The organism is Agrobacterium sp. B1(2019) (assembly GCF_008274755.1).
Lineage (GTDB): Bacteria > Pseudomonadota > Alphaproteobacteria > Rhizobiales > Rhizobiaceae > Agrobacterium > Agrobacterium salinitolerans.
Map to the genome: position 1 here is coordinate 726,134 of NZ_VTPB01000003.1, position 25,495 is coordinate 751,628.

The 25,495-nt window shown below is 58.8% G+C and carries 20 protein-coding genes and 4 pseudogenes; 14 read left to right on the forward strand and 10 right to left on the reverse strand.

Annotated features, from left to right (window positions below; all coding sequences use genetic code 11):
* Positions 1 to 129 precede the first annotated feature (129 nt).
* The 5 genes and pseudogenes from AGR1_RS23635 to AGR1_RS23655 form a co-directional block, all read left to right on the forward strand.
* A complete protein-coding gene (locus tag AGR1_RS23635) occupies positions 130 to 1,068 on the forward strand; it encodes an alpha/beta fold hydrolase (protein ID WP_149148430.1) in 939 nt (312 codons plus the stop codon).
* A gap of 90 nt (positions 1,069 to 1,158) precedes the next feature.
* Positions 1,159 to 1,908 (forward strand): SDR family oxidoreductase, encoded by a 750-nt coding sequence (locus tag AGR1_RS23640; protein ID WP_149148431.1) that lies wholly within the window; start codon positions 1,159 to 1,161, stop codon positions 1,906 to 1,908.
* A gap of 1,366 nt (positions 1,909 to 3,274) precedes the next feature.
* A complete protein-coding gene (locus AGR1_RS23645; RefSeq protein ID WP_149148432.1) occupies positions 3,275 to 4,564 on the forward strand; it encodes an ImmA/IrrE family metallo-endopeptidase in 1,290 nt (429 codons plus the stop codon).
* 265 nt (positions 4,565 to 4,829) lie between these two features.
* Positions 4,830 to 7,046 carry a hypothetical protein gene (locus AGR1_RS23650; protein WP_149148433.1) on the forward strand — a complete coding sequence of 739 codons (2,217 nt, stop codon included), beginning with the start codon at positions 4,830 to 4,832 and terminating at the stop codon, positions 7,044 to 7,046.
* Positions 7,047 to 7,305: 259 nt separating this feature from the next.
* Positions 7,306 to 7,515, forward strand: a pseudogene (locus AGR1_RS23655) (LuxR C-terminal-related transcriptional regulator); the annotation flags it as partial.
* A 527-nt stretch (positions 7,516 to 8,042) separates the two neighbouring features.
* Here AGR1_RS23655 and AGR1_RS23660 read toward each other — a convergent pair.
* From AGR1_RS23660 to AGR1_RS23695, 8 genes are all read right to left on the reverse strand, one after another.
* Entirely contained in the window at positions 8,043 to 8,285 is a 243-nt protein-coding gene (locus AGR1_RS23660) for a cysteine rich repeat-containing protein (protein WP_149148434.1), read from the reverse strand.
* Between the two features lie 149 nt (positions 8,286 to 8,434).
* Positions 8,435 to 8,974: a hypothetical protein gene (locus AGR1_RS23665; protein WP_149148435.1), complete on the reverse strand. Its 540-nt coding sequence runs from the start codon at positions 8,972 to 8,974 to the stop codon at positions 8,435 to 8,437.
* A gap of 431 nt (positions 8,975 to 9,405) precedes the next feature.
* Positions 9,406 to 10,056 carry a DUF4410 domain-containing protein gene (locus tag AGR1_RS23670; protein ID WP_149148436.1) on the reverse strand — a complete coding sequence of 217 codons (651 nt, stop codon included), beginning with the start codon at positions 10,054 to 10,056 and terminating at the stop codon, positions 9,406 to 9,408.
* A 5-nt stretch (positions 10,057 to 10,061) separates the two neighbouring features.
* On the reverse strand, positions 10,062 to 10,415 hold the full coding sequence (locus AGR1_RS23675) for a hypothetical protein (RefSeq protein WP_149148437.1): 354 nt from the start codon (positions 10,413 to 10,415) through the stop codon (positions 10,062 to 10,064).
* 193 nt (positions 10,416 to 10,608) lie between these two features.
* Entirely contained in the window at positions 10,609 to 13,752 is a 3,144-nt protein-coding gene (locus AGR1_RS23680; RefSeq protein WP_149148438.1) for an efflux RND transporter permease subunit, read from the reverse strand.
* Positions 13,753 to 13,765: 13 nt separating this feature from the next.
* A complete protein-coding gene (locus AGR1_RS23685) occupies positions 13,766 to 14,983 on the reverse strand; it encodes an efflux RND transporter periplasmic adaptor subunit (RefSeq protein WP_149148439.1) in 1,218 nt (405 codons plus the stop codon).
* Positions 14,984 to 15,225: 242 nt separating this feature from the next.
* Positions 15,226 to 15,906, reverse strand: a complete 681-nt coding sequence (locus AGR1_RS23690) for an SH3 domain-containing protein (protein ID WP_246669709.1) — start codon at positions 15,904 to 15,906, stop codon at positions 15,226 to 15,228.
* A gap of 46 nt (positions 15,907 to 15,952) precedes the next feature.
* Positions 15,953 to 16,255 (reverse strand): hypothetical protein, encoded by a 303-nt coding sequence (locus tag AGR1_RS23695; protein WP_246669710.1) that lies wholly within the window; start codon positions 16,253 to 16,255, stop codon positions 15,953 to 15,955.
* A 195-nt stretch (positions 16,256 to 16,450) separates the two neighbouring features.
* On the opposite strand from AGR1_RS23695, the gene AGR1_RS23700 reads away from it, so the two are divergent.
* The 3 genes from AGR1_RS23700 (at position 16,451) to AGR1_RS23710 (ending at position 18,870) form a co-directional block, all read left to right on the forward strand.
* Positions 16,451 to 17,173 (forward strand): response regulator, encoded by a 723-nt coding sequence (locus AGR1_RS23700; RefSeq protein ID WP_149148440.1) that lies wholly within the window; start codon positions 16,451 to 16,453, stop codon positions 17,171 to 17,173.
* A gap of 8 nt (positions 17,174 to 17,181) precedes the next feature.
* Complete coding sequence (locus tag AGR1_RS23705; protein WP_187772266.1) at positions 17,182 to 18,525, forward strand: HAMP domain-containing sensor histidine kinase; 1,344 nt, start codon at positions 17,182 to 17,184, stop codon at positions 18,523 to 18,525.
* A 108-nt stretch (positions 18,526 to 18,633) separates the two neighbouring features.
* Entirely contained in the window at positions 18,634 to 18,870 is a 237-nt protein-coding gene (locus AGR1_RS23710) for an acyl carrier protein (RefSeq protein WP_149148442.1), read from the forward strand.
* Between the two features lie 27 nt (positions 18,871 to 18,897).
* On the opposite strand, the pseudogene AGR1_RS29965 reads toward AGR1_RS23710, so the two are convergent.
* A pseudogene (locus AGR1_RS29965) lies at positions 18,898 to 19,347 on the reverse strand (transposase); the annotation flags it as partial.
* Between the two features lie 11 nt (positions 19,348 to 19,358).
* Between AGR1_RS29965 and AGR1_RS23720 the strand changes: the two are divergent.
* Positions 19,359 to 19,520: pseudogene (locus tag AGR1_RS23720) on the forward strand (HU family DNA-binding protein); the annotation flags it as partial.
* A 264-nt stretch (positions 19,521 to 19,784) separates the two neighbouring features.
* Here the strand turns inward: AGR1_RS23720 and AGR1_RS23730 are convergent.
* The gene (locus AGR1_RS23730) at positions 19,785 to 20,267 is read right to left on the reverse strand and encodes an STAS domain-containing protein (protein ID WP_149148443.1); all 483 of its coding nucleotides are present in this window, start codon (positions 20,265 to 20,267) and stop codon (positions 19,785 to 19,787) included.
* A 166-nt stretch (positions 20,268 to 20,433) separates the two neighbouring features.
* Between AGR1_RS23730 and AGR1_RS23735 the strand changes: the two genes are divergently transcribed.
* The 5 genes and pseudogenes from AGR1_RS23735 (at position 20,434) to AGR1_RS23760 (ending at position 25,394) form a co-directional block, all read left to right on the forward strand.
* Complete coding sequence (locus AGR1_RS23735; protein WP_149148444.1) at positions 20,434 to 21,564, forward strand: DUF3800 domain-containing protein; 1,131 nt, start codon at positions 20,434 to 20,436, stop codon at positions 21,562 to 21,564.
* 140 nt (positions 21,565 to 21,704) lie between these two features.
* Positions 21,705 to 22,003, forward strand: a pseudogene (locus AGR1_RS23745) (CopG family transcriptional regulator); the annotation flags it as partial.
* A gap of 172 nt (positions 22,004 to 22,175) precedes the next feature.
* Complete coding sequence (locus AGR1_RS23750) at positions 22,176 to 22,607, forward strand: cytochrome c family protein (RefSeq protein ID WP_149148445.1); 432 nt, start codon at positions 22,176 to 22,178, stop codon at positions 22,605 to 22,607.
* A gap of 12 nt (positions 22,608 to 22,619) precedes the next feature.
* Complete coding sequence (locus tag AGR1_RS23755) at positions 22,620 to 23,072, forward strand: (2Fe-2S)-binding protein (protein ID WP_149148446.1); 453 nt, start codon at positions 22,620 to 22,622, stop codon at positions 23,070 to 23,072.
* A gap of 3 nt (positions 23,073 to 23,075) precedes the next feature.
* Positions 23,076 to 25,394, forward strand: coding sequence for a molybdopterin cofactor-binding domain-containing protein (locus tag AGR1_RS23760; RefSeq protein WP_246669711.1), 2,319 nt, complete (start codon positions 23,076 to 23,078; stop codon positions 25,392 to 25,394).
* Positions 25,395 to 25,495: the final 101 nt, after the last annotated feature.

The following is a 25,495-nucleotide window of genomic DNA, read 5'->3' on the forward strand; positions in this document are numbered from 1 at the left end:
GCCTCGACTGCATTTCGGAATTTGGTCGACAACATTTTCTGCAGTCCTTCTTGATAAGCGGATCATTGTTCCGTATTTATAGTATAACGGATCGTTGATCCGCTTGCCAGATCAGAGGTTCGCAGTTCCATGTCCAGCTCATTCGCTGAAAACCAAGCACACACTGCGGGCTTACCCGCTATTGTCTCCATCTCTCCCATTACCTTGCCGTCCCCGGGACGGGGCGTTGACCTGCACGTTCGGGTTTCGTTACCGATCGCAGGCGACGCGCTGCCCGTCATCATCTTCTCGCACGGCAATGGCCAGTCGTTTCACGCCTATGGCCCCCTCGCTGATTATTGGGCAGCACATGGCTTCGCCGTGATCCAGCCAACACATCTGGATTCGCGGATGCTCGGCCTTGCCCAGGACGATCCTCGCCGCCCACAACTCTGGCGCTTCCGCGAACAAGACCTCGCCGCCGTTCTCGACGGGCTCGATCACATCGAGAACCAGGCACCAATGATTTGCGGGCGGCTCGATCACTCGCGTATCGCGGTTGCAGGCCATTCGTGGGGCGCACAGACCGCCAGTGCCTTGCTTGGCGCCACCCATCCCGATCCCGACGACGGGTCGGTGGTCAACAGGAAGGACAGCCGCGTAAAGGCGGGCGTGCTGCTGGCGACCCCAGGTCGAGGCGATGCCCTGACCGAATATGCAGCCCGTACCTACCCATTCATGTATCCAGATTTCTCGACCATGACGGCCGCGACCCTGATCATCGTCGGCGACCGTGATGTGGGCAGCCTTTCAACACGTGGCGCCGAATGGTGGCGCGATGCCTACGATTTGAGCCCCTCACCCAAGGCATTGTTTACGGCCTTTGGCGGCGAGCATGCTCTTGGCGGCATCCCCGGTTACGAGGCGCGCGAGACTACAGACGAACGGCCCCAGCGGGTCGACGCGATCCAGCGCCTTTCAACCGCCTTCCTCCGCAGCGCGCTCTATCCCGGCGATCCCGCATTTTTCGACACGGTCGCGACCCTGGCAGGCGATGCTGCGCCCGAAGGCAGCGTCGAGACGAAATAGGTCGCCGGACGCGCCCTTCCGGCTCCCCCGTAACGCGCACCTACCCCTTCCACGGGCGCCCTTTACCATCACCACAAACAGGAGTTTCACATGAACACGATCCTCATTACCGGCTGCTCGTCCGGCTTCGGACTTGAGACTGCCCGCCATTTCCTCGATCGCGACTGGACTGTCATTGCCACAATGCGCGCACCTCGTAGGGATCTATTGCCCGCATCCGAACGGCTGCGCGTCGTTGCACTCGATGTAACCGACGCTGCCAGCATCGCTCGCGCTCTGGACGAAGCGGGACCGATCGATGCCCTCGTCAACAATGCCGGCGCCGGTCTGATGGGTGCGCTGGAAGGCGTGTCGATCAACGCAACACGCCAGCTTTTCGAACTGAACACGTTCGGCACCATGGCAATGTCGCAAGCAGTAATGTCCGGCTTCCGTGCGCAAGGGACGGGCGTGATCGTCAATGTGTCATCCGCCGTGACGCTCAAGCCACTGCCGATGTTGTCCACCTATACGGCCAGCAAGGCGGCGGTAGAGGCATTCAGCGAAAACCTCGCCTTGGAGGTGGAGCCGTTCGGGGTACGCATGCGGCTCGTCATTCCCGGGCGGGCGCCGGAAACGTCATTTAGCGCGACCGCCCGTGCCCGCTCGCAGAACGGCATACCCGAGGCCTATGCCGACTGGGCGAAACAGGTGTTCTCCGCAACACCGCCACAGCCGGCCGAAATCACCACTGCGGGCGACGTGGCAAAAGCGGTCTGGCAGGCAGTGACCGATGCCTCTTCGCCGTTTCGGATCCCGGCCGGCGCGGATGCCGTAAAGCTTGCCGCACAGGTCGCATAACGGCTTACTTCTGCACCTTCACCGGCCGGATCGTTCGATGAGCTCCGGCCGTCCCGATCGGAAGAGTCAAATGAGCCGATGTGCTCCGTCATCCCAATTTCACTCGCTCCCAAAAGATACTGAGCGATGACGAGTGGCCGGGTTCCGCGATCCATCACGCGGCCGCTGATCGACGGAAATCCTGTTAAGGCCGAGATTAAATGCCGGGAGATGCGCCGCGGTAGTGACGCCAGCCTGGTGCAGCATATGCGCAACGAAGCCGGCCAAGACATAGAAGTTGCCCCTCTCAGCTTAGCCAGAGGAAAGCGGCACGATCTGCGCTGCAGACAATTGACTCCCGCTTTGCACCTGTTGATTTGGGAATTTGTATTATCTGTCGGGGATTTAGCGCCGATGACCGTAGCGCTCTGGCGTACTGTGTCGTAGTTGTGGGCTATTGTGGGATAGTGTAGCGTAGGATTTGGCTGCGGGGGCAGGATTTCATCTTAACTTGCGATCTCCGAGTACTCCGAACCCGTTACTCAAGCTTCTGGTTGCCGAGAACCGCATCAGCCTTTTTCGTAGCGCTGCGTAAAAAAGGCATCCTAATTCTGCGCGCCTACCGAGGGCACAACCCTCTCGAGGTTTGCAGCACTTCGTGCAGGGGACCCCAATCATGCGCCGGATGCCTGGATGTTCGCCTGTCGGCCAGCCAGTCCAATGGCTTGTATTGAAGGCGGTAACTCTTGGTACTTCCCACTGCGGGATTTTTTTCGCATCCCTCTCCTTCTTACGGCATTCTGGTGCGTTTGAGCACGCGCTTCACAGTCAACAGCCCTCAGATTGGATTTAGCGCGTTTAAATGATCCGTGGGGCGTCCGGGATTAATGCCAGGTCGCTTTCAAGCTCAACGCCTCTCGCCGGAATCCATACCCCAACCGTGAAGCCGCCCGGGCCTGAACGCGTATCCGAGTCGAGATGAATCTCGATGGAATGTTCATCCCGAAGAACCGCAATAGCTTCTGCCAATGCGATTTTGATAAAGTTGCGGCCACAGTCTTGGTCCGGTCGCTCTGCCAAGAATAAAAAAGATGGATCGGGCGCATAAGTAGAGTTTATTACCTGTACAACTTTCGGGAGCAATAGAGAAGCGGATGGTCCCCAGCTTTTCTGGCCCATACGGATGCCGGCGGCGCTTTCTAAAGCCAGGTAGTCGGCGATCGCTCGTCGAGGCGTCTATGCAGCAGTCATGCGCTGCGATAACCTTTGGAACGCTTCTCCCCAAGTGATTTGGGTACATACCGGGTTGGTCGCTTTTACCGGGCTAAATTTCCCTATAGAACTATTACCATCATCCTGCGGTTGTTTCTTCTTTCAAGGCAAAGTCGTGAATTCCTCGGATAAGGGCGATAAGCTCGAAGATGCATTCTATCAGTATCTCCTCGATCAGAAGGATCGAGGAGAGTTGGTGCTGGGAGCTTATCCGCCGGACAACTGCAAGATTTTCAAAAAGAAGGAATACTACTGTAAAGAGCGCGAGGCGGACGTCGAGTTCGATGTAGTACTGGAATTCTACGCCAACGGGCGCACTTCCCCTCATCTCTATGTCATTTTCGAATGCAAGAATTACCGTGGCAGTGTTCCTGAGCTGTACGTAAACGACTTCTCAGCGAAACTCGGGCGAATGTTCCCCCATACGGCAAAAGGCGTGATGGTTGTGTCTTCCCGGCTGCAATCCGGAGCCGAAAAGGTCGCGCGGAACAAGGGGCTAGGCATCGTAAAATACGACGGACACGGCCTCGACATCATCGCGGATCGGAAGGCGCGGCCGTACATCGAAAACCGATTTGTGGAGTTCCAGCTTTTTCAGGGAGGGTCGGCGACAAAATCCCTGAAGTTCTCTGCCTATAATGATGGAAAGTTTTTCAGCAGCATTAGCCAGTTCCTGGGTAGCCTCCACCCGGAACTCGCAGGAGACGTCGGTGAGAGCCCGACGGCCATTCCCTTCATGCCTCCGGAGGCCATAAAGAGTTCTGTCCGAGAAGTCTTGAAGCTCGTCGATTACCGGGGTGGGCCGGTAGATTTGGAACATATCTGCTCTGCGCTATCTATAGATCTTCAATATTCCGATCAGGAGGTCCACGACACGGATGGGACGCCCATTCTGGGCTCTGCACACTTCCATCGGAAAGTGATTTCTATCAACTCTCACGGGAACAGGAACCGTGAACGCTTTACGCTCGGTCATGAAATAGGTCATTTTTTCTTGAAACATCAGCAGTACCTGAGTTCCGAAAACATCATCGAACGCGATCTTTTGATAAACAAAGAGATGGATGCGAGCTTTAACCTGGAGCGACTTGAATATCAGGCGAACTCGTTCTCATCCAACCTCATCCTGCCCGACGATTTCTTCAAGCTTAAGACCGCGCAATTCCGCAATTTTCTCGAAATCAGGGATAGAGGACATGGCTACATATTCGTCGACGACCAACCTTGCAATTACACGATATACGAGCAATTACTCGCGGCTCTATCGACGCATTTCGAGGTATCGAAGCAGGTCATCCAGATAAAGTTCAAGCATCTGGGCATGCTCAACGACCAACGCAAGCAGAACCAGGCCTCGCCCGTTGCCAGAGTGTTGGAAGGCTTGATATCCCCTAGAAGCGCGTGATCCTCCGCCCATGAGACTGGCGGTCCGTCGCCGGGTTGGCTAATCAACCTTCACGATAAGCTTTGAATAGACCCATCCGATGGTGACAGTGTTTGTCAGTGGATCGGCAATTTCGATCCTAGTCAAGCCGTTCGCTGTCTCATGCGCAACAACGATGTCTGTAAACCTAGACATCTCATTGGAAACGAGCCGCTCTTTCTCGAAGTAATAGACTTACGCGCTTGGCGATGATGAGACGGAAATCATTTGGGGATGCCGAAGGTAAATGAGCTCAAAAGGTATAGGTCCTGACGAGATTGCTGCCGCACATGCCTTGGGAGCCGCGGCCGCGGCCGAATTCCAGATAACCCTGGCCGCGCTTACCAAAGAGGCCACTTCGGTCGATGGTTTGCAGATTTTGGCCCGCGCCGGCTTTTCGGTGCTTCTTTCCCGGCCTGGATCTATAAAGCGGGCAGACAGGCCCGGTTTGGAACTCTTTCATCTCGAATTGATCCAGGCCTTGGTCCTTTCGCGCGGACGCGCTACCGTTGATCCAAAAGCCGACTATCCGGCTGTAACCCAGCGCATCGTCGACCTAATTGGACAAAATGCCCAAGCCTATCGAGATCAGGCCAAAAGCAAGATTTCGGCTGATGTCGCCGAAAATCGACGGCAAGAATTATTGAATCTCATCCAACGCTGGACGTTGGCAGTCAGAGGCGCTCGTCAAGGATTCCAGACCCGAGAATACGCAAAGGACCTTTCTAGCGCGATCAATCCAACGTTCCGGCATCACTATGGTTGTGACGCAACGGAAGTTGTCTCGGTCTTATTAGCGGTTATCGATATATGCCAAATACGGGTTGAGGCCTTTCTGCAAGACATGCGCGGCTGGATGACGAAGAAATCCGCGAGCGCCATGCTTGAGGCCTTCACTCGGGACCTCGACCCGGTCAGGCAGAAGGAAGTAGAAGTACACGCAGTGGGCTTAAAGAATGACCCACGGCAGATGCAAGCAATGCTTTGGAACATCAATGAAGAACGTCTCATAAATCTTTTTACGTTCACGAAATCCGAGCTGATGGCGGCGGTCCCGATGGAACAGAGGGCATCCGTAGAAGCGGTCCTTTCTTTGGTGTCGCTGGATTTCGGTGCGGTCACAGTTGCGGATCTGGAGCATCTACACCTGAACAATCCCGTTCAACTCAAGCCCCTTATCCCGTTGACCGAAAGCGCTGTTTTCTGCGCTGGCCCGCAGGTTCTCGGTGTCCATCTTGCTGCAATCATCGAGGGACTTTGCGCGAGGATACCGAAGCTTAAAAAGGCTGCGGAGAGGTCACGCGCGCGCTGGCTGGAGGATCGACTCAGCGTAACGGTGCGGAGGTATCTGCCCCATGCCGATGTTCGGGAGCAAGTGAAATGGAGTGATGACGGCGGCGCCACCACCTGGGAGTGTGACCTCGTTGCAGTTATCGACAAGACCGTCTTGGTGTTCGAGGCGAAGTCGGCGAAGATCAGCGCGCCTGCCCGCCGCGGCGCCCTTCGAAGCTTGAAGGATGCGCTCAAAGAATTGGTCGTCGCGCCCTCGGAGCAGTCGCTAAGGATGAAACAACGCATCGTCGGCGCAAAGGGGCCATTGTCATTCGATACTCGGCAGGGCCCGCTCATCATTGAGGCGGACAATGTGCGTAACGTCGTGCGCGTCAACATTGTCCACGAGACAGTTGGCCCGCTATCTTCGCATTGGCCGCAGCTTAAGGAGGCCGATCTTGTTCCCGTTGCCTCCGACTTAGCGCCAACGATGTCGGTGTTCGATCTTGAGACGGTGTTCGAGTTAATTCCGAGAGAAGTCGAACGCTGCCACTATATGAGCCGAAGGATCGAACTTGAGAGAAACGCTATATACACTGCGGACGAACTGGATCTGTTGGCGCTGTACCTCAGGAACCGATTTAACATCGGCGACGACGAATATGACGGCGACCAGCATAGTTGGTATGGCCTTTCGATGACGCTCAGCTACGTGCGTGACGAGAGGCGGGGCGCCCGCCTCTCGTCTCCATCAGCCGCTACTACCGAGTTCTGGGGCAAATTGCTGACCTCTCTCGAAGAAAAGCGCCCAGTGGGATGGACACGTTTCGGCCATCGTCTGCTCAATGTCGACTTTGCCGGCCAACGGAAGATCGAGAAGCTAATGAAGAGGGGCTTGAGAGAGGTAGGTCGGCGGCCTGATCTGTTTTTCCAAACAGGGGTCACGCTTGGCGCGCGTAGAAAGATGCATACGATCGCCATTGCGGTCGGAGCTCCGGTGTCACCAGAGCAATTTGAACAGAATCTGATTTCGTGCTGTGAAAGTGCCTTCGAGCAAGGCGGGCAAGATGAGGTCCTTGTTCTTTACTGGTTCGTGCCGCGAACTTCAGAACCATATGACTTCGTGGGAGTATTTCAGCGACGGCGTCAACCGGTCCCTAGTGCCGCGCGGCTATCGTCGCACGGCGCCTAAAATTGGCGCTATGCGGTGACGATAAACTCTCATCTCCGTCGCCTATGACCGCGCCCGGTGACGTTCCCATGCCGAACCGCCGGGAACTTTGGGAGCTAGGCACCCGTGACTTGTCGCCGAGTCAAACGCCATATTTTACATTTCTCCCCTTCGGCAACCGCATCAGACAGCGGCTTTCCGCGTAATCGGCGATCGGCAAGCCTAGGCTGGAGATGCCGTATGTTCGATCGTTCGATCTTAGGATCCTGCTGGATCACATCTTGTCGTTTGCGGCCTCCTGAACAAGCAAGTCGCCGCGCAACTTGATGTGAGCGAGGTCACGGTCAAGGTGCGTCGTGGCCAGGTGATGCGAAAGATGGGCGCGGATTATTCGCTGGCGGACCTCGTCCGATTTACCGAAAGACACAATGACAATGGTGCCGAAACGCTCTCGCTCACAGATTTGCTCGGGCGCTCGAACTCTGCATGAACTTTTGGATACCTGCGCTCGAGAGGAATTCCGAATGATCTCCACGCGCGCATGCTTTCGATTGGCACGCTCGCGAAGGCGGCAGACGTGACCACCCCCACCATCCTCCCGAAGCCATACCACGGCAATGGGGAACAAAGGCAGTGTGATCACGATGACTTGGGCCGCCTGACCTTCCTTCGGCAATGCCCCGACTTTGGCTTCAGCATCGGCCAGGTTCGCCTCCTCCTGGACCTGTCGATCAGTTCCGACTGCAGCTGCGCTGATCGGCGGTGAAAAAGATCGAATCGCTTCTGGTCGAATGGCGCTTTCTGACCGGTGGGAGTGGGACTCCAAGCCGTGATCGACACGCGGATGCCTACTGCGGTCTAACAGAGATCTCGCCAGTAGGTGTGAGCGTTTCTAGCGTCAGTGACCTTGAATTGCTCCAACCGAAAATGACCAGCCCCACGGCATGCATGGGGCTGGTCATCGTGTATTTAAGTTTACGCTTATCCGTTTCTATCCGGCGCCGCTATTCGCTTAGATCAATTCGACTGTCGAGCAGCCTTAATCTCCATCAGTTTCGCGCTGCAGGTTTCCGAAACGCTTGATGCATTCTGCTGCAGGCACTGCATCAGCTTTCCGCCGCCAGGCTGGACCCCATTGCAGAGCTTCTTCACGTCCGCTTCGCATGCGGAACGCACCTCGAGCATCTGCTGTCGGCTCATCTGTTGGGCGTTGGCCGTACTGGCAAGGACGAGGAAGGCGAAAGTCATGTAGATTTTCATTCGTAGTCTCCTGAAGACATGATTGCAAAAAAGGGGGGGACGGACCGCAGTGTGGTCGATGAAACGGCCCGTCCGTTTCGGCACGGGGGCGGGTGCCGAAGGCGGCGGCTGATCGTTCCGATTGGATTTCTGAAACTCAGCCGAACACGTTATCCGCTGATGAGCCGTGGCATCCGTGCTGCTTCAAGCTGTTCCGGCGTCAGCTTGGCGCGGAGATCGGTGATCGCCCTCTTCAGCACCTGCGCCTTTTCTGCCTTTGCGGCCAGGGCATCGGAAAGAGCTTCCACTCGATCGAAGGCTTCTGGGCCCTTCGGGTCCTCATCAGGTGCACCGATCACGGAGAGGACCGCGTCGCGATCCGGGATGAGCGAGAGCAAGGCGTTTGTATAGGCCCGCCATGCATCCTGTTGATCGGCACGGATTCCGATGGCGGTTTCTTGGGCCGAGAGCATGCCGGCCAGCCGGAAACGGATTGCCTTGCCGGTGTAATAATACCGCAGATCGTCGAGGCGGTCGGTCAGAGCATAAAAGCTGGGTAATCCGTCTCCCGAACCCGCATAGTGCCGATAGTCGTAAGCCTCTTCAGGACGGGAGGCGCCTGCATCCTGTCCCTGGGCCATCCCTGCGAAGGGAACGGCGGTAAGCAGCAGCGCGCCGGCGCCAAACGAGAACAGTGTTGTTTTTCTCATAGTGAACTCCGTTGTTTCTCGACGGCGGCACCATGAAGGCAGCAGTTTGCGCTGGAATTTCGCTCCTGTAGAGAAATGTAAAGATTTGTTGCCTCGATGGGATAGCTGGGGTTGCAGATCAGACGGCAATATGCAGCGGAGGGGCGATGGTACGGAACCGTTCCCGCTGTGAGCGCTCGGTCTCGGCACAGCGGCCGCATGCTGTCGCGATTGCAGACGGTTGGCATGGCGCACTTACGGCTACGTCGGTGCCGGGCGGGACGATCTGGTCGACGGGCTGCGCCGCGAGCATAGGATTAAGCGGTTACGGGCCCCACCAACTTGACGGGTCGGATTCGTCAATCTTCTTCCACCAATCCAGATAGCCGGCATTGGCGACCACGGCATCTTCGCCGCAAAGCCCATGCATCGCACGGCGATCGTGCTTTTCTTCAGATCGATTTGTTGGAAACGCCCCGCAGTACCTCTGCGGTGGTCTTGGAGATCGCCCTGGCCGTGGCCTTGATATCGCGATCGGGCGTTTTGCCCATTCCCGTCGCCAGGTTGATCCCGCTCGACACGACCACATAACCCCCGACTGCAGCCCCCACGCCAAGCGGCATCACCAGACCCGGCTTGTAACCGCTTCCCGCATGCGTCTTGAACCCTGCAATCAGCTTTCGTTCCGATACGGTCGGCGCAAGAAGCTGTGCCTCGACCTGCAACTCGGACTTTCCATAGCCGAAACCGACCAGCAAGCGTTTCGCGGTGCTCCCCTTTTCCGCTTTCGCAACGGAAAGGGCGAGCAGAGCTGTTCCCGCAGCACCGAAGCTTTTCTGTCCGGTAGCAGAATCCCTGCCAGCGGCGGAGATACCCCGCTTGGCTAGTTCCGCCAAAACCAAATGTTCCAGTTGTTGGGCCGCGGCCATCGCATCCCCGTATTCGGTCACGTCGAGAACAGTTCCACCTTTCGATTCGACAATCACCAGATCAACTTCGCTACCTTGGATGGTTGCGGGTTCGGTCATGGTCACGCGGGCGCCGCAACCGGCGAGGATGACGAGCGCTGTTCCCAATGCGATGATGGGGGAAAACTTGGACATGACGATCAGATTTTACGATCATCGGAAGGGGCGCCGGTTGGCTTCGCCTCTTCTTCATCGCCTTCGTCGGTGCTGAACGTGCCGGAGCAGCGGATCTTGCCACTCATGTCGTCCTTCAGGCAGATCTGGTAACCGTTCTTGTCCAGGAAGAAGGCTGCACAGGTGTTTCCAGCCACGTTTTCGGGGAGGAGGCAGATTTCGGCAAGCGGCAGCGCCTCGACGTCAGGCTCGGCGCTCTCGGCCACTCCAGCTGCTATGAGCAAGGGAGACATTGCAAGGAACACACCGACGACGCCCGACCTGGTGACGGACGATCTTCTTGAAACGACGCCCAACACCAGCAGCAATTTCTTCAGCATCTTGTTCTCCATTCAATTCCGCCGCGCCGGCTGACGCCGCGAAGCTGAGAAAATATCCGCCCTGAACTTCGCCGGCGTTTTTCGCTCGGATAGCGTTTTGTTACGATTTGTATCGGCTCGGCGCTTTCGACGCCCCGCCCTGGGACGTTTCCGGCAGGACATGAATGTTTCGGTGCGCAGCAGCCTCGACACGCTATCCCGCAGGGAGCGGCTTCGACTTTCGCGAAGCCCAGCGTTCCTCGATATTGCGAATGACGAGGAAAAGCGCCGGCACGACAAACACGGACAGCACCGTCGAGATCAGCATGCCGCTGACCACCGAGATTCCGATCGACTTGCTGGCATTCGCGCCGGCGCCACTGGCAAGAACGAGCGGTACCATGCCGAGGATGAAGGCGATCGACGTCATCAGGATCGGCCGGAAGCGCAACCGCCCGGCGGTGACGGCCGCCTCCATCAGGGGCTTGCCTTCCTTGATCCGCAACTCACGGGCGTATTCGACGATCAGGATGGCATTCTTGGCCGCAAGAGCGATCAGCAACACAAGACCGATCTGCGTGTAGAGCGTGTTCTGCAGACCGAGCGCCAACAGAACGGCCACGGTGCCGCAGAGCGCCAACGGTACGGAGAAAATGACCGGAAGCGGCCCGAGCCAGCTTTCGTACTGACCGGCGAGCACGAAATAGACGAGCACGAGCGCCAGGCCGAAAGCGATATAGATCTGGCTGCTGGCAAGCTTCTCCTGATAGGAAATCCCCGTCCAGTCGGTGGTTGCGCCGGCAGGAAGAACCTCTGCCGCGGCAGTCTCCAGGATGCCCATCGCTTCACCCGAACTGATATCCGACTGCGGGCGCCCTACGATGGAGGTCGCCGGATGCAGGTTGTAGAGCGAAATGAGCGAGGGACCGACCTTCTCCTCGACGGTCAGCATGCTGCTGACAGGAACCAGTGACCCTGAGGCGTTTGGTACCCTCAGTCGCGCAATGCCCTCCACCACACTTCGATACGAACCCTCTGCCTGAACATAAACCTGAAACGTATGACCGAAACGGGTGAACTGGTTGACATAGGACGACCCAAGATATCCGGACAGTGTATTGAAGATATCGCCGATCGCGACGCCGAACGTGGCTGCCTTCGTGCGATCGATGGTGACACCGAGTTGAGGCGCGCTGAAGTTGGCATTGACCTGTGCGGCCTGCAGCCGCGGATCATCGAGCGCGCGGTTCGCCACCTGGTTTGCGATATTGGAAAGCCGATTGAAATCGCCACTACCATCGGTCAGCTCGACCATCATGGTGAAGCCGCCGGTATTGCCGATGCCCTGGATCGAGGGCGGGGGAACCGCAATGGCAAAGCCGTCGTCGAGATTGGCGAGCTTCGACGAAATCGCATTGTAGATTGGCAGCAGGCTTTCCTCCTTGCCGCGCTCATCCCATGGCTCCAGCACGATATAGGCCATGCCGGCATTGGAAAGCGGCGCGTTATTGTCGAGCAGGGAAACCCCAGCAACGGTGATGACGTTCGCGACGCCAGGCTGCTCACGAAGCCGTCGTTCCACCTCTGTCAATGCCTTGTCGGTCCGCTCCAGGGACGCTCCAGCTGGAAGCTGCACGGCGGCCACGAGATAACCCTGGTCCTCGATCGGCAGAAAGCCGGTCGGAATGCGGGACAGTCCCAGAAAGGCGAGTGCGACGATGACGGCCGTCGCGGCCGCAACGAGATAGCGAAAACGCAAGACCTTCGACAGCAATCTGGCGTAGCCGTTTTCCAGACGGGTGAACCCGCGGTCGAAGAGCCGAAAGACAATATTGCGCTCCTCCAATGGCTTGATCGGCCGCATCCATAACGCCGCCTGGACCGGCTTCAACGTGATGGCATTGATCGCGCTGATAACAGCGGTGGCCGCAATCACGAGGGCGAACTGCTGGTAGAGCCGACCGGTTAACCCGGGGAGGAAAGCCGCCGGCAGGAAGACCGACACGAGAACCAGGGTGATGCCGATCACCGGCCCGAACAATTCGTCCATAGCCTTCTCCGCGGCCTTGGGGCCGGAGAGACCATCGGACATATGGCGTGCTGCACCTTCCACGATGACGATCGCATCGTCGACGACGATGCCGATCGCCAATATCAGGGCGAAGAGCGTCGACATGTTGATGGTGAAGCCGAGCGCGCTCATCGCAGCGAACGCACCGACAATGGTGACTGGCACGGTCGTTGCCGGCACGAGCATGGCGCGCCAATCCTGCAGGAACAGCAGGATGACAGCCAGCACGATGACGCAAGCCTCGATCAGCGTCTTGTAGACCTCATCGACGGCCGCGTTGACGAACGTTGTCGTGTTGAACGGCACGGAATAGCTGAGCCCCGCCGGAAAGGCTTTCGACAGCTCGGTCATCCGCTCCTCGACCGCCGTTGCCACGTCGAGGGCATTGGCCTCGGGAAGCTGGCTGATGGCGAGTGCTGCGGACGCCCGTCCGTTTACGCGGAAAATCTGACCGTAGGATCTTGAACCGAGTTCGACCCTCGCGACATCCCGCACGCGGGTGATGGCGCCCGTCTGCGTATCGGTTTTGACGATGACGTTCTCGAACTGATCGACCTGATCGAGCCTGCCGGAGATATCGATCACCGTCTGGAACCCCTGACCGGTTGCGACCGGAGGCATGCCGATCTGTCCGCCGGACACGGTCTGGCTCTGCGCCTGGACGGCGCTGACGATATCCGAAGGCTGCAAACCTCGAGCCTGCAACCGATCAGCATCCAACCAGATGCGCATCGCATAGTCGCCGGCTCCGAAGACGGAAACGTCGCCGACACCTGACACACGAGCGAGTTCATCCCGCAGGTTGATGTTCGCATAGTTGGCGAGGAACAGGCTGTCGTAACGAGGATCGGAAGCGCTCAGCGTCACGAAGGCGAGAACAGATGTGGAGCGTTTGCGAACCGTCACACCCTGGGACTGTACGGAGCTCGGAAGCTGGGAACTTGCGGCATCTACACGGTTCTGTACGAGGATTTGCGCCTCGTCCGCATTCGTTCCGATATCGAAGGTGACCGTCAACGTATAGGAGCCATCACTCGAGCTGGTCGATTGCATGTAAATCATGCCGGGGACACCGTTGACCTGCTGCTCGATCGGCAGCGCGACGGTATCCATCAGCGTTTTGGCGCTCGCGCCAGGATAACGCGCCGTGACCTGAATGGTCGGCGGCACGATGTCGGGATATTGGGCGATCGGAAGGGTGAAGAAGGCGATCGCGCCGATCAGGATCGTCAGCAACGCAATAACGTTGGCCAGGACCGGTCGCTCGATAAAGAATTTGGAGAACATGAGGACTGTCCGATCAATCGGTGGCCGGTGCGGATGTGCCCTGCACCTGCTGGATTTCATCCTGGGAGGATTGCAACGACGTCTGCCGCTTCCTCACGACCTCTCCCGCTCGCACACCTGCCAGAGCGTTCGTTACGATCAAGTCGCCGGATGAAAGCGACCCTGCAATTTGCTGAAGGTCCCCGTTGCGCTCCAGCAGCGTCACCGACTTCCGTTCCACCACGCCGCTGTTGTTCACGATCAGTACGAAACGCCCCTCCTGGTCCGTTCCGATCGAGGACGGTGGCACGAGGAGAGCATCCTTGATCGTTTCGACAGGGATGCGGATGCGCACGAACAGGCCTGGGAGAAAAGCAAGGTCCTTGTTGTCGAAAACGGCACGCACCGAGAGTGTTCCGGTATCAGCGGCGGTCTGGGGCGCCACATAATCTAGTTTGCCTTTGTACGGAAAATCGTTGTCGATCTGCGTGCCTGCTTCGACGTCGACATTGCCGACATCCTTCAGCGTCAGTCCCCGTTTGCGGACCTGTTCGCGGATCTCCAACATCTCCGTATCGGATATCGAAAAGGAAACATGGATGGGATCGAGCTGGACGATCGTGGCAAGCGTCGTCGCGCTGCCTGAGCCCACCAAAGCTCCGACATCTGCCTGATGTTCCGTGACGAAGCCGTCGAACGGGGCCGAAACTGTTGTGTAGCCCAGATTGAGTCGTGCCTGCACGAGCGAAGCCTTGGCGGCATCGAGTTGGGCCTTCGCCGTATCCCTGCTTGCGCGGGCATTGTCGACATTGGCCTCCGTTGTCACACTCGTCCGGGCCAATTGATCCTGGCGGTCGAGTTGGCGCTGTGCGTTATCGAGCGTTGCCTGCGCCTGTTCGACGCTGGCCTCGGCCTGTTGGAACTGGGCGTGATACTGATCAGGCTCGATCAGGAAAAGGCGCTGACCTGCCTTGACCTCCGTGCCATCCTTGTAGTCGATAGATGTGAGAGTTCCCGAAACCCTGGCAACGAGATCGACACTGTTGAGAGCCTTGGTCGTGCCCGTCGCGTAAAGATAACGCGTGACGGTCGCTGTTTTCGGTCGTGCCACAACGGCGGTCTGGGGCGGCTCGGACTGCCCACTACCACTTCCGTGATCATCGCAAGCGGCAAGCGATGCTGCCATCAGCGCCAAACCAAGCATGATCGCCAGACGCGATCGTGTGACACGATAGTGTCGATATCCTTGCATTTAATACATCTTCCTGATTGGGCGATCGTCCGGGATCCGGTCCCTATCGCGGTGCCTGCCAGCAGGCGCCCCGAACAGCCTGGGAACTGTCCTGGACGCCTGCTGCGCTGGGGCCGAGGGCGGTGGCGCCAGCGAAGTTTGACCCTGATTAGAGCACCGGTTGCGCTATCGTGCCGGAGAGCGACCGCTTGGTCTTCGGATTGCAGCCCTCACACAGTGCACTTTCTCTGGTTCTGGATAGCTCAATCCAGCGTGACGGATCCGTGCCGAACCCGGACGTTTCCAGCAGGGCCTCGTGTTACGGCCGCGCCGGCGCATTTCTCGTCATTGCAGCCACCGACGGCCGCTCTTCCGCCGCCATAGGGACCGCGCGTCACGGCAGCGCCGCCGCAACCGTCGTCATTGCAGCCGCCGACGGCAGCTCTTCCGCCGCCGTAGGGGCCGCGCGTCACGGCAGCCCCGCCGCAACCATCGTCATTACAGCCCCTAACCACCGACCTTGATCCACCGCCGTAATAGACATTCCACTCACCGTACCAGGGACGCCCGACATAATAGGTGTTCCAATAGGCCTGATTGAAGGCGACGACAGTGAGGCCGATGGCGGGAGCGACCGTAGGCGTGACGACGACGGTGCTTCCACGATAGAAGACCTGTACGTAGTTTGCGGCGACCCAGCCACGATCCCGGCCCCAACTGACATCGCACCAGGAGGTATTCGCCGTGCAGCCGTAGACCGTCAATGCGGCGCGCGCGGGCAGCGTGATGACGACCGGATAGCGGGTGCTTGGACCGGCGCGCATGTTCACGTTGGTGACCGCCACAGCCGACGTGGCAGCGGCCGCGCTGGTGGGTGCCATTGCCGACAGCAAGACCGACAAGCCGGCAACCATCGCGGCTGCCAGGAAGTTGACGCATTTCATGTGGTTTCTCCTGATTGGGGCGCAATGCGCGAATTGCTATCGACGATCAGCGCGATACGGTTGCATTGCGGGTGACCGAGCGGCCTTGCGGGCCGGTCGTTGTGCGGGTGCCGGTGCAGGTGCCATTTGCGCAAGAGGCCGAGCCTTGGCGTGTCACGCTATTTCCGTAAGGTCCCGTACCGGTGATCGAACGGGAGCAATTTTGATTGCCGCAACTGCCGGAGGCATGAACGGAAGACTGACCGCGCCATCCGTAGATGTGAGCGTCACGGTTCCAGGCATTGGCCTCCGCCATCATCGCAGCGGACATCACCGTCGCCATCAGGGTCAGGCTTGCGAGTTTTTTCATGATCCAGTTTCCTTTGCGTCGTGGTCAGCTCACGGCGTCTGCCGGACCTGTGAGAGGCAAGCTAGCGTGCCCGCGTAAACCCGCTTTGAACGGGGCATATCGTTTTGTTTCAGTTTGTTAACGGGGTGAGTTCGTTTGTAAAAATGGGAAGCTGGCACTTGCGCCTGCGTGAGTTGAACGGCAACAATACTGGCCATGGAGAAAGCAAGCCCGACAGTTCTCATCGTGGAAGATGACGCCGAGATCCGCAGCCTTGTCGCGGATCTACTCGGGCGAGAAGGATTTATCGTACGCGAGGCGGCCAATGCGGTAGCAATGGACGAGTTGTTCGCGCGGACGAGGCCCGATCTGCTTGTTCTCGATATCATGCTGCCTGGAGAAGACGGACTATCGATCTGCCGGCGGATCAGGGCCGCAAACAACATTCCGATCTTGATGCTGACGGCGAAGGGAGACGAGATCGACCGTGTGGTCGGGCTTGAGATGGGAGCGGACGATTATCTTGTCAAACCATTCGGCCCGCGGGAGCTTCTCGCGCGTGTGCGGGCACTTCTGCGGCGCGCAAGCGCCGTCTCCGCTCCGATGTCTTCGACAATGCGTCGTTTTGCATTCGACCGTTTCGTCATCGATCTGGATGCCCGTTTGCTCGTTGATGCGGAAGGTATTCCACTTTCGCTGACCAGCGCCGAGTTCGACCTGCTCGCCTGTTTCGTCAGCCGCCCACGCCGCGTTCTCACCCGGGACCAGATTCTCGACTGGGTGCACGGGCGTGCCGCCGAACCCTTCGACCGCACCGTCGACGTGCTGATATCGCGCATGCGCAAGAAGTTTGATGCGGCGAGCCCGGGTTCCAACCTGATCAGCACGATACGCAATGGCGGTTATCTTTTCACCGCTCCCGTCCATCAGGTGCCCTGATGCGCTCCTTGACGCTCGCCAGCCGGCTGACGGCCATTGTCGTCGTTTCGCTCCTCGCGGTTTGGCTGGCATTGGTCGTCAGCTTCTACGCCGGGCGCGACTGGGAGGAAGAGAATTTCTGGCCGACGCCTGGCCGGATCGCAGCGATCGTATCGGCTGTTGAAGCAGCTTCACCGGAGCAGCGCTCCGATATCCTTGCCGCCTTGAATACGCGGACGCTGACTGTGCGGGTAGAAGACACACCGAATCGGCGCCCCTTGGCTGATCCCGCCAAAGTGGTTGATGAGGAGCTTATCAGGAAGTACGCCGAGGAACTTCGCGACCGAGCATTTACCGTATCGCAACATTCTGTACGCCTCGACAGACCAAACGTTTTCCGCATCTGGTCGCGGGCGCGCCAAGCTCTGGAAGTCAGGATCGGACTGGAAACAGGGAACACTCTGGTGATCGAGAGCACCCCTCCCCTGCTCGTTACCCCTTTCGGTCTCCCGACCGGCATTGGAGCGGGGCTTATCGGAACAGGCGCTGCGCTCATAGCATTGATCATCCTTTTTCGCGAAATCAGGCCGCTGACGCAGCTTGCTCGTGCCGTCGACCACATGGACCTGGATGGCAACCCGATCGCTTTGCCGAACGTCAAGCGGCAATCCGCGGAGATCCGGGCGCTGGTCGTGGCCTTCGATCGTCTACAGACAAGGCTCTCCCAGCTCCTGCGCGCCCGGATGGCGATGCTGGGAGGCATTTCGCATGACGTGCGGACATTTGCGACAAGGTTGCGCTTGCGGGTGGATTCAATACCCGACGAGCAGCAGCGTCGTCGCGCCATCGCCGACATCGCGGACATGATCCGTCTGCTGGACGACGCGCTTTTGGCGTCACGTGTGGGCGCAGGAGATCTGTTGGAAGAGCTCTTGGAATTCGACGAAATTGCCCGTAACGAAGTTGAAGATCGCCGCTCCGCCGGCGCGCCGGTAGACCTACTCGTTACCTCGGAGGCTGAAGGTATCACAATCCTGGGCGATCGCCTGGCGTTACGCCGGGTCATCGCAAACCTGATCGAGAATGCCATCAAATACGGCGAAAACGCTCATGTCACCGTGTCAGCTTCCGCCCAATATGCCATCCTGTCCGTTGATGACGTGGGTCCGGGGATTCCTCCTGAGCTGGAAGATGTCCTGACCGAACCCTTTGTCCGCGCCGAGGTCTCGCGCAGCCGCGATACGGGAGGAGCCGGGCTTGGCCTTGCAGTCGTTCGAAATCTCGTCGAGGCACACGGTGGGATCTTGAAATTTGAAACCCGATCGGGTCAGGGATCGCGGGTCACGTTTCAGATTCCACGGTTTCAAATGTAGGCGTGTTTCATCAGCTCTGCCGCGAGTGAACCAAGTACAACCTTCTCGTGCCGGAGAGGGAAAAAGAGCGCATGACCGCTGATAACGATAAAAATCAAGGAAACAAAAATGACCGATACCGCAACACGAGTGAAGAAAATTGTAACTGGTTATCTCGGGGTGAGTCCCAGCCTGGTCGCAGAAAGCGCGAGCTTTACCGAAGATCTTGGCGCGGACTCGCTTGAGATCGCCGAAATGATCATAGCCTTCGAAGAAGAATTCGATATTCAAATAGAAGACGACGCAATGGACTCCATTCTGACCGTCGGGGATGCCGTGAAGTTCATCGAGAAGACCAAAACCTGATCGTACGATATCAGATCGCGACCGCAAGCGCGTCAGGACCGCATTGGCGGCCTCGTAGAGCGCCCAGCTGGCGGGCCCGTCGCCGCAGCAGCTGATCCGGCCTTGGATGTCGGTCTCACCGGACTGATAGCGAAACGGCGTCAGCCCCAGATGCGCGCCCACTGCCCGCGACGAACCGCTCCGGCCGGTCGATCGTGGCGCACGATGTCAAGCACCTGCTTGGTCAGGCGGGCGAATTTGCTGCGCATCGCCGCCAGCACCGCAAGCAGCGGCTCCACCCATTCCATCACGTCGGTCTCACCCGCGCACGCGGTCCGCAAAGGCCGATCGCGACACTTTCCCGACCTTGAGCCCGGCCTCTCGCAGAACCGTCCGCACCACGCTCTTTATGCTGACCATCTCCTTCAGCACCGTAGGAGGGGCATCTCGCAGCGATCGCCACAGTCGGCATTGCCTACTCTTCACAGATAGCCGACGCCGACGCCAATGGCGCGGAAACCGCGATCCAAGCCTTCGGCAAGTTCAAGGTGAAGGCAACGCCGGAGCGTGAAGGTCGTAACCTTGCAGCCGGGGCAACCATCAAGATTGCCGCCTCGAAGAAGCTGGCCTTCACCCCTACCAAGGCCATCAAGGACTCCCTCAACGGCTGAGACGTTTCAATAATCCCGAAAGCCTCAATGCTGAGAAGCGCGGCCGTCACCCCTGCACCGACATGCTTCCGGTTGGCAAACGCACCCTCATAGATGAAGCCGCTGTCACGGCATCCGTCCATTTTCGGACCAATTGAGTGCGCAACGAAGTGGCGGTTTTTCGTCTATCGCGCACCAGGTCCCGCAGATACAGTAAGAGCCTGCCGGCCATGCAAAGTGGCACTTGCAGGATGGCGGAAGGGATCCGCCATCCTTTTTTCTCCCTCAAGGATGCAACCCAGCAGCTTGAGCCTCCTGATGGAAACGGCGAAACAGTGGTCCGACCCGCTTATGCCGGTCATGGCCGGGCGGATGAACCAATCCCACCCGGCGGCCGGCGCGAGCTTCCCGCTTTAGCCAATCGCTGATCGTCTCGGCGCTGGTATGATCGATGAAATGCAGGTTGTTCGCTGCAAGTCGCACCTTGCGATCTGGCGGAAGGCCTTCCAGTGTCTGGATCAGGGATGGCACGTCCTTCGCCGTGGCCGCACCGTCGAGATCAACCGCGATCGCGTCCATCTCCTCGCGCCGCTCGATGTTGAGCTTGCGGCGCAGGTAGGGCACAATTTCCAGGATCGACAGCGTCAGACCGAGGCCGACGCCGAACAGCAGGTCCTGGGTCACCACCGTCACGGCCGTCGCGATCCAAATGCCGACCGGCACCCAGCCGTGGTGACCGAACAAGTGGTCCGGACGTAGATTGTCCATCCGCCGAATACGATCACCAGCATAAAATCGCTCGCAAAACGAGATGGCATCGCCAACCCGAAGATACGAAAAAACCTGTTGCTCAATCCTAAAATTCGAAGCTGCCTCTTGACTAGGATGCAACCAGTGTTGCGGTTGCGATACGACTTAATCTGGGGGGCCTGCCATGTACTATTATATCGATGAAAGCGGGAATACCGGTCTCAACCTGTTCGATATAAACCAACCCAAGCTGTTCTATGGGGTGCTTGGCTGCCCGGCCAATCTCGATGTGATTGTGGAGCCTTTGCTGGCAGAGCTGAGGAAGGAACTAGGCGTAAAGCGCATCCACGCCGCAGAACTCGGTGTAGGCCGCCTTATCCCGGTAGCAAAGCGGATTGCAGATTTCAGCAAGAAACACGACCTGCGGTTCTCCTTGCTCAAGGTTACCAAAGAGGATCATGCGGTGATCAGCTTCTACGATCAGGTGTTCGACTCCGGATTGAACAAGGCGGTGTCGTGGCATCATTACTTCACTCCCCTTCGTTACCCGATGTTAATGAAAGTCGCATTTCTCTTCGATGACCAGCTGAGGAAAGACGCTTGGGCGGCACGGAAGGAAACCAACCCGGCAAAGAGCGCGTCCGCGCTGGTCACGATCTGCAATACTCTCCTTTCTCGCGTCGATCGGCTTCCCGACGCACGCTCCCGAGAACTTGTGTCAGGCGCATTGAAATGGGCAGCGGCCAACCCGTTCGAGATCGACTATGGTGTCGGCAACAAGGACACGGCCCTACAGATTTCGCCGAACCTGGTCGGCTTTCAGCAGGTCATGCAGGTCATGGCGGTTCAGTCGAACAAGAAGGGGCGCTCCATCCGCAAGATCACGGTTGATCGCCAGACCGAGTTCAACAAGGCGCAAGGCGAACTTGCGAGCTGGTACGAGAACCTTCGGACCGTCAAGCACAATACCGATCTCGGTCCGGGTATGCCAAAATTCGACTATTCAATGATGCCAGAAGTCCCGCCAACATTCACACCCGGCGATGAAAGCGCTGGATTGGAACTAGTGGACGTGACCCTATGGATCACAAAGCGTCTGGAGGAAAAAAAGGATGTTCCCGCCCAGCTACGGCACCTGTTTGCCAGCCAGACTAAGCGTGGACTGGTCGATGAAGTTTCACTCGATGCGATAGACAAGCGCTGGCGGCACCTTCTGTCGCTGCCAGTTCCTGACAAGCCCCTTCCTGCCGATCTCGATAAACACTTCAAGGAATTGGAGGACGCGAGAAAGGCGACGGTTGCTGCGCTGGGATAAAATGCTGCTCATGCGTGTCGAAGGTATCCAAACACGCGCGTGCTGGTTTTCCAGAGCGCGGATCCAGAGTTCTTCATTGCCCATGTCGACATGACCTTGATCGATGAGCCGCATGCCTTCGACGAGCTTGCCCGCAATGCGAGGCCGGCATCGCATCCTTCCTCTCACCAGACGCGGCCGAGCGCCAAGGCGGCAATCACGAAGCGACTCGACCAGCTCGACCGGCGCATGACCCGGGTGGAACGCGATGTCGGTATCCCCGTCGAGACGCTGGCCATCTTCGTACCTTTCTGGGTGACGGCGACGACGCCGGCATGCCCGAGCCTGCCGCTCAGGCCGCTCGCGCCAAGACGGGCGAGCGGTACGAGGGCGTTCTTCGCAGCTCTCGGTCGTCGACTCGCGAGCAGGCCGAAGCTCCAGGCAGGAAATCTCGGAGGACAGCCCGATCCCCCACATCGGGCGGAATAGTCAGCCAATATGGATGGCAGCGAGCGCATCCATCAGAGATTTCAAACATCAATTTCGGACGATTGAAAAGATATCGCGGATTTCCGAGCATAGATCGTTTCTACCGGCATAACTATCGTATTGCCTGACTACGGAGCGATACAGTGATTTGCACCACGATCCATGCCACAGCCGCGACTGCAGCTGGTCGCATCGAAGCACTGACGGGCGCGCTGCTTGCGATCCTTCTGCTTATTGCTGGGCTGTTCTTTGCGTCCTCAGCCGCCGCTCAGGAGGCAGATGGAGAGCGCTTGTTCCGGCAGCGTTGCGCCGCCTGCCACAACATCGAGCCGGGACAAAACAAAATGGGTCCCCACCTCCTTGGCGTTATTGGCCGGACTGCCGCCAGCATCGAAGGCGCGAACTATTCCGACGCGATGCAATCTTCAGGCATTACCTGGGACCGCCAGTCACTCGACACCTTTCTCGCCGCGCCGCGCCAGATGATGCCCGGGACACGGATGACCGTCAGCGTCCCCGATGCGGCGCAACGAGCCGCAATCATCGATTACCTCGAAAGCCAATCACCAGATTGAGGAGAACTATTCATGACAGCCTTCACGATCAACGGGAATGCGGTTGATGTCGCCGCCGAACGCGATACCCCGCTCCTTTGGGTGATTCGGGAACATCTAAAGCTGACTGGCACCAAATTCGGCTGCGGGATCGCGCAATGCGGGGCGTGCACCGTCCACGTCGACGGGGAGCCGACCCGCTCCTGTCAGACCTTCCTGGAGGATGTCGCCGGCCGTGAGGTGACAACAATCGAAGGTCTGTCACCCGACGGCAGCCATCCCTTGCAGAGGGCCTGGATTGCCGAACAGGTGCCGCAATGCGGTTATTGCCAGTCCGGACAGATCATGCAGGCCGCCGCCCTTCTTGCGGCCACACCCAATCCCACCCGCGAACAGATCATCGACCACATGGATGGGAATATCTGCCGCTGCGGGACTTATGTCCGCATCATCAGCGCAATCCAGCGCGCAGCACAGGAGGGCTGAACCATGACCCCGACTCAACGGCCTCAAAGTCGCGCGCTGTCGCGGCGTAGTTTCCTCGTCACAGCCGGCAGCCTCGGGATCGCGGTCACATTCGGGAGCCTGACCGACCTTGCCTACGGCGCGGCCATGGCCCCTGCCGCCAAGGGCGACTTCCGTCCCAACGCCTGGATCACGATCGCCGCAGACGGAACGGTCAGCATCATCGCGCCAGCCGTCGAGATGGGTCAGGGCATCACAACGACGTTGCCACTGCTCATCGCCGAGGAATTAGATGCCGATTGGAACCGTGTGCGGGTCGTGCAAGCGCCCTCTGACGCCGAGACCTACGGCAATCCTGGCTTCTACGGCATCCAGCTCACCGGCGGCAGCGAGTCGACGCGTGGTTATCATGCGCTGCTTCGCCTGACCGGTGCCCAGACCCGCCTGATCCTGATGGCGGCCGCTGCCGGCATGCTGAACCTGCCAGTGAGGGAGCTTACGACCGAGCCAAATAGAGTATTGCACTCCACCTCGGGCCAGGCACTGGATTACGGTGAGATCGCCGCCAACGGTGTGCTGCCGAATCCGCTGCCGCAGGCAACGGAGGCTGATCTCAAGCCGAGCGACAGGTGGCGTTACATAGGAAGCCGCACGATCCCGCGGATCGACGTGCCCTCGAAGGTCGATGGAACCGCGGTCTTCGGGATCGACGTCCAGCTTCCGGGCATGCTCTATGGCGCGGTTTTGCGGGCACCGGTTCAGGACGAGCGGCCCGAAGCCATCGACGACGTCGAAGCGCGGGGTGTGCCAGGCGTCACGCATATCGTCCCACTGCCTTACGGCGTCGGCATTATCGGCGAGACGGTTGAAGCGACCAGGCGTGCGAAGGACCTGCTCAACGTGACCTGGAGCACGACATCACGGGTTCGCAACTACACGAGCCAACGGCTGCTAGACGAATACCGCGCCGTCGGCCGCGACCTCGAGAAGCAAGGCGTTCCGGCGCACATAACTGGTGATGCCGAGGCCGCGATTGCCGGCGCCAAGACTGTGATAGAAGTCGACTATATGAGCGACCATGTCGCCCACGCGACGATGGAGCCGATGAACGCCACTGCACTGGTGACCGGCGACAGGGTAGAAATCTGGGCGCCGACTCAGGGGCCAACGGGTACCCAGGGTTTCGCCGCGGAAGTCGCGGGCACCACGCCCGACAAAGTGAGGGTCAACACCACCCTGCTTGGCGGCGGCTTCGGACGCAAGGCCGAGGCCGACTTCATCATCGATGCGGTGTCGCTGGCCAAGGCCGTGGAGGGGCGGCCCGTCAAGGTCATCTGGAGCCGCGAGGATGACGTCCGCCACGACAAGTTCCGGCCGCTCGAGGCACAGCACATCAAGGTGGGGCTGGATACCGAAGGTAATATCGTCGGCTGGCGGCACAGGATCGTGGCGGACTCCATTTTTGCGCGAACATTGCCGCCGGTGTTCGCAGAGGCGGGCGGGCACGACGACGTGGTGACCGAGGGTGCTAAGTTCAACTACGCCATCCCCTCCCACCAAATTGAATATCTGCGTCAGGATAACGGGCTCGCCATCGGGTTCTGGTTCGCAGTGGGGGTCGGCTATACGAGGTTCGCAATCGAATGCGTTGTCGACGAGATCGCCGCCGCCAGAGGTATCGACCCCGTCGCATTGCGGCTGGAACTTCTCAAGGACCAGCCGCGTGCGCGGAAGGTGATCGAGACCGTTGCCCAGATGGCCGAGTGGGATCGGACGCGGGACGGGCGCGGGCTTGGCATTGCTTACTCCGATGCTTTCGGCTCGCATTGCGCACAGGTCGCTGAGGTCTCGCTTAACCGGGACACGGGTGAGATCCGGGTGCATAAGGTCTGGTGCGCCATCGATCCCGGCGTGGCGATCCAACCGCTCCATATCGAGGCGATGATGATTACCGGCATCACCAACGGGACTGGCCATGCGTTATTCGAACAGATCAATGTCGTCAACGGCGAAGTGCAAGAGTCGAATTTCGACACCTACCGTGTCATCCGCATGTCCGAGGCGCCAGAGATCGAGGTGGCCGTGGTGCCAACGCCCGGCAGTCCTTTTGGCGGCATCGGCCAGGCAGGCCTTCCCCCCACCGGGCCGGCGATCGCCAACGCTGTCGCGCGGTTCGCCGGGGGTGTGCGGCTTCGCCACTATCCGTTCACTCCAGAGCGAGTGAAGGCGGCGCTGGAAGCCTGGATTTCCCCGGTGGGTCGGCCTATCTCCACCCATAACCGCACGGCGTCGTGGTTATGGGTGGCCCCTTCTCGATCTGCACCGCCTTACCTGCAGCCATGATAGTCTTCAGTCACTAGCATCCCACGCTTGAGATTGCTTTGCGTTACGAAGCGCGATCCCTCCTCGGTGGATTGCGCGTCGTAGGCCGGCCCCTATCACTC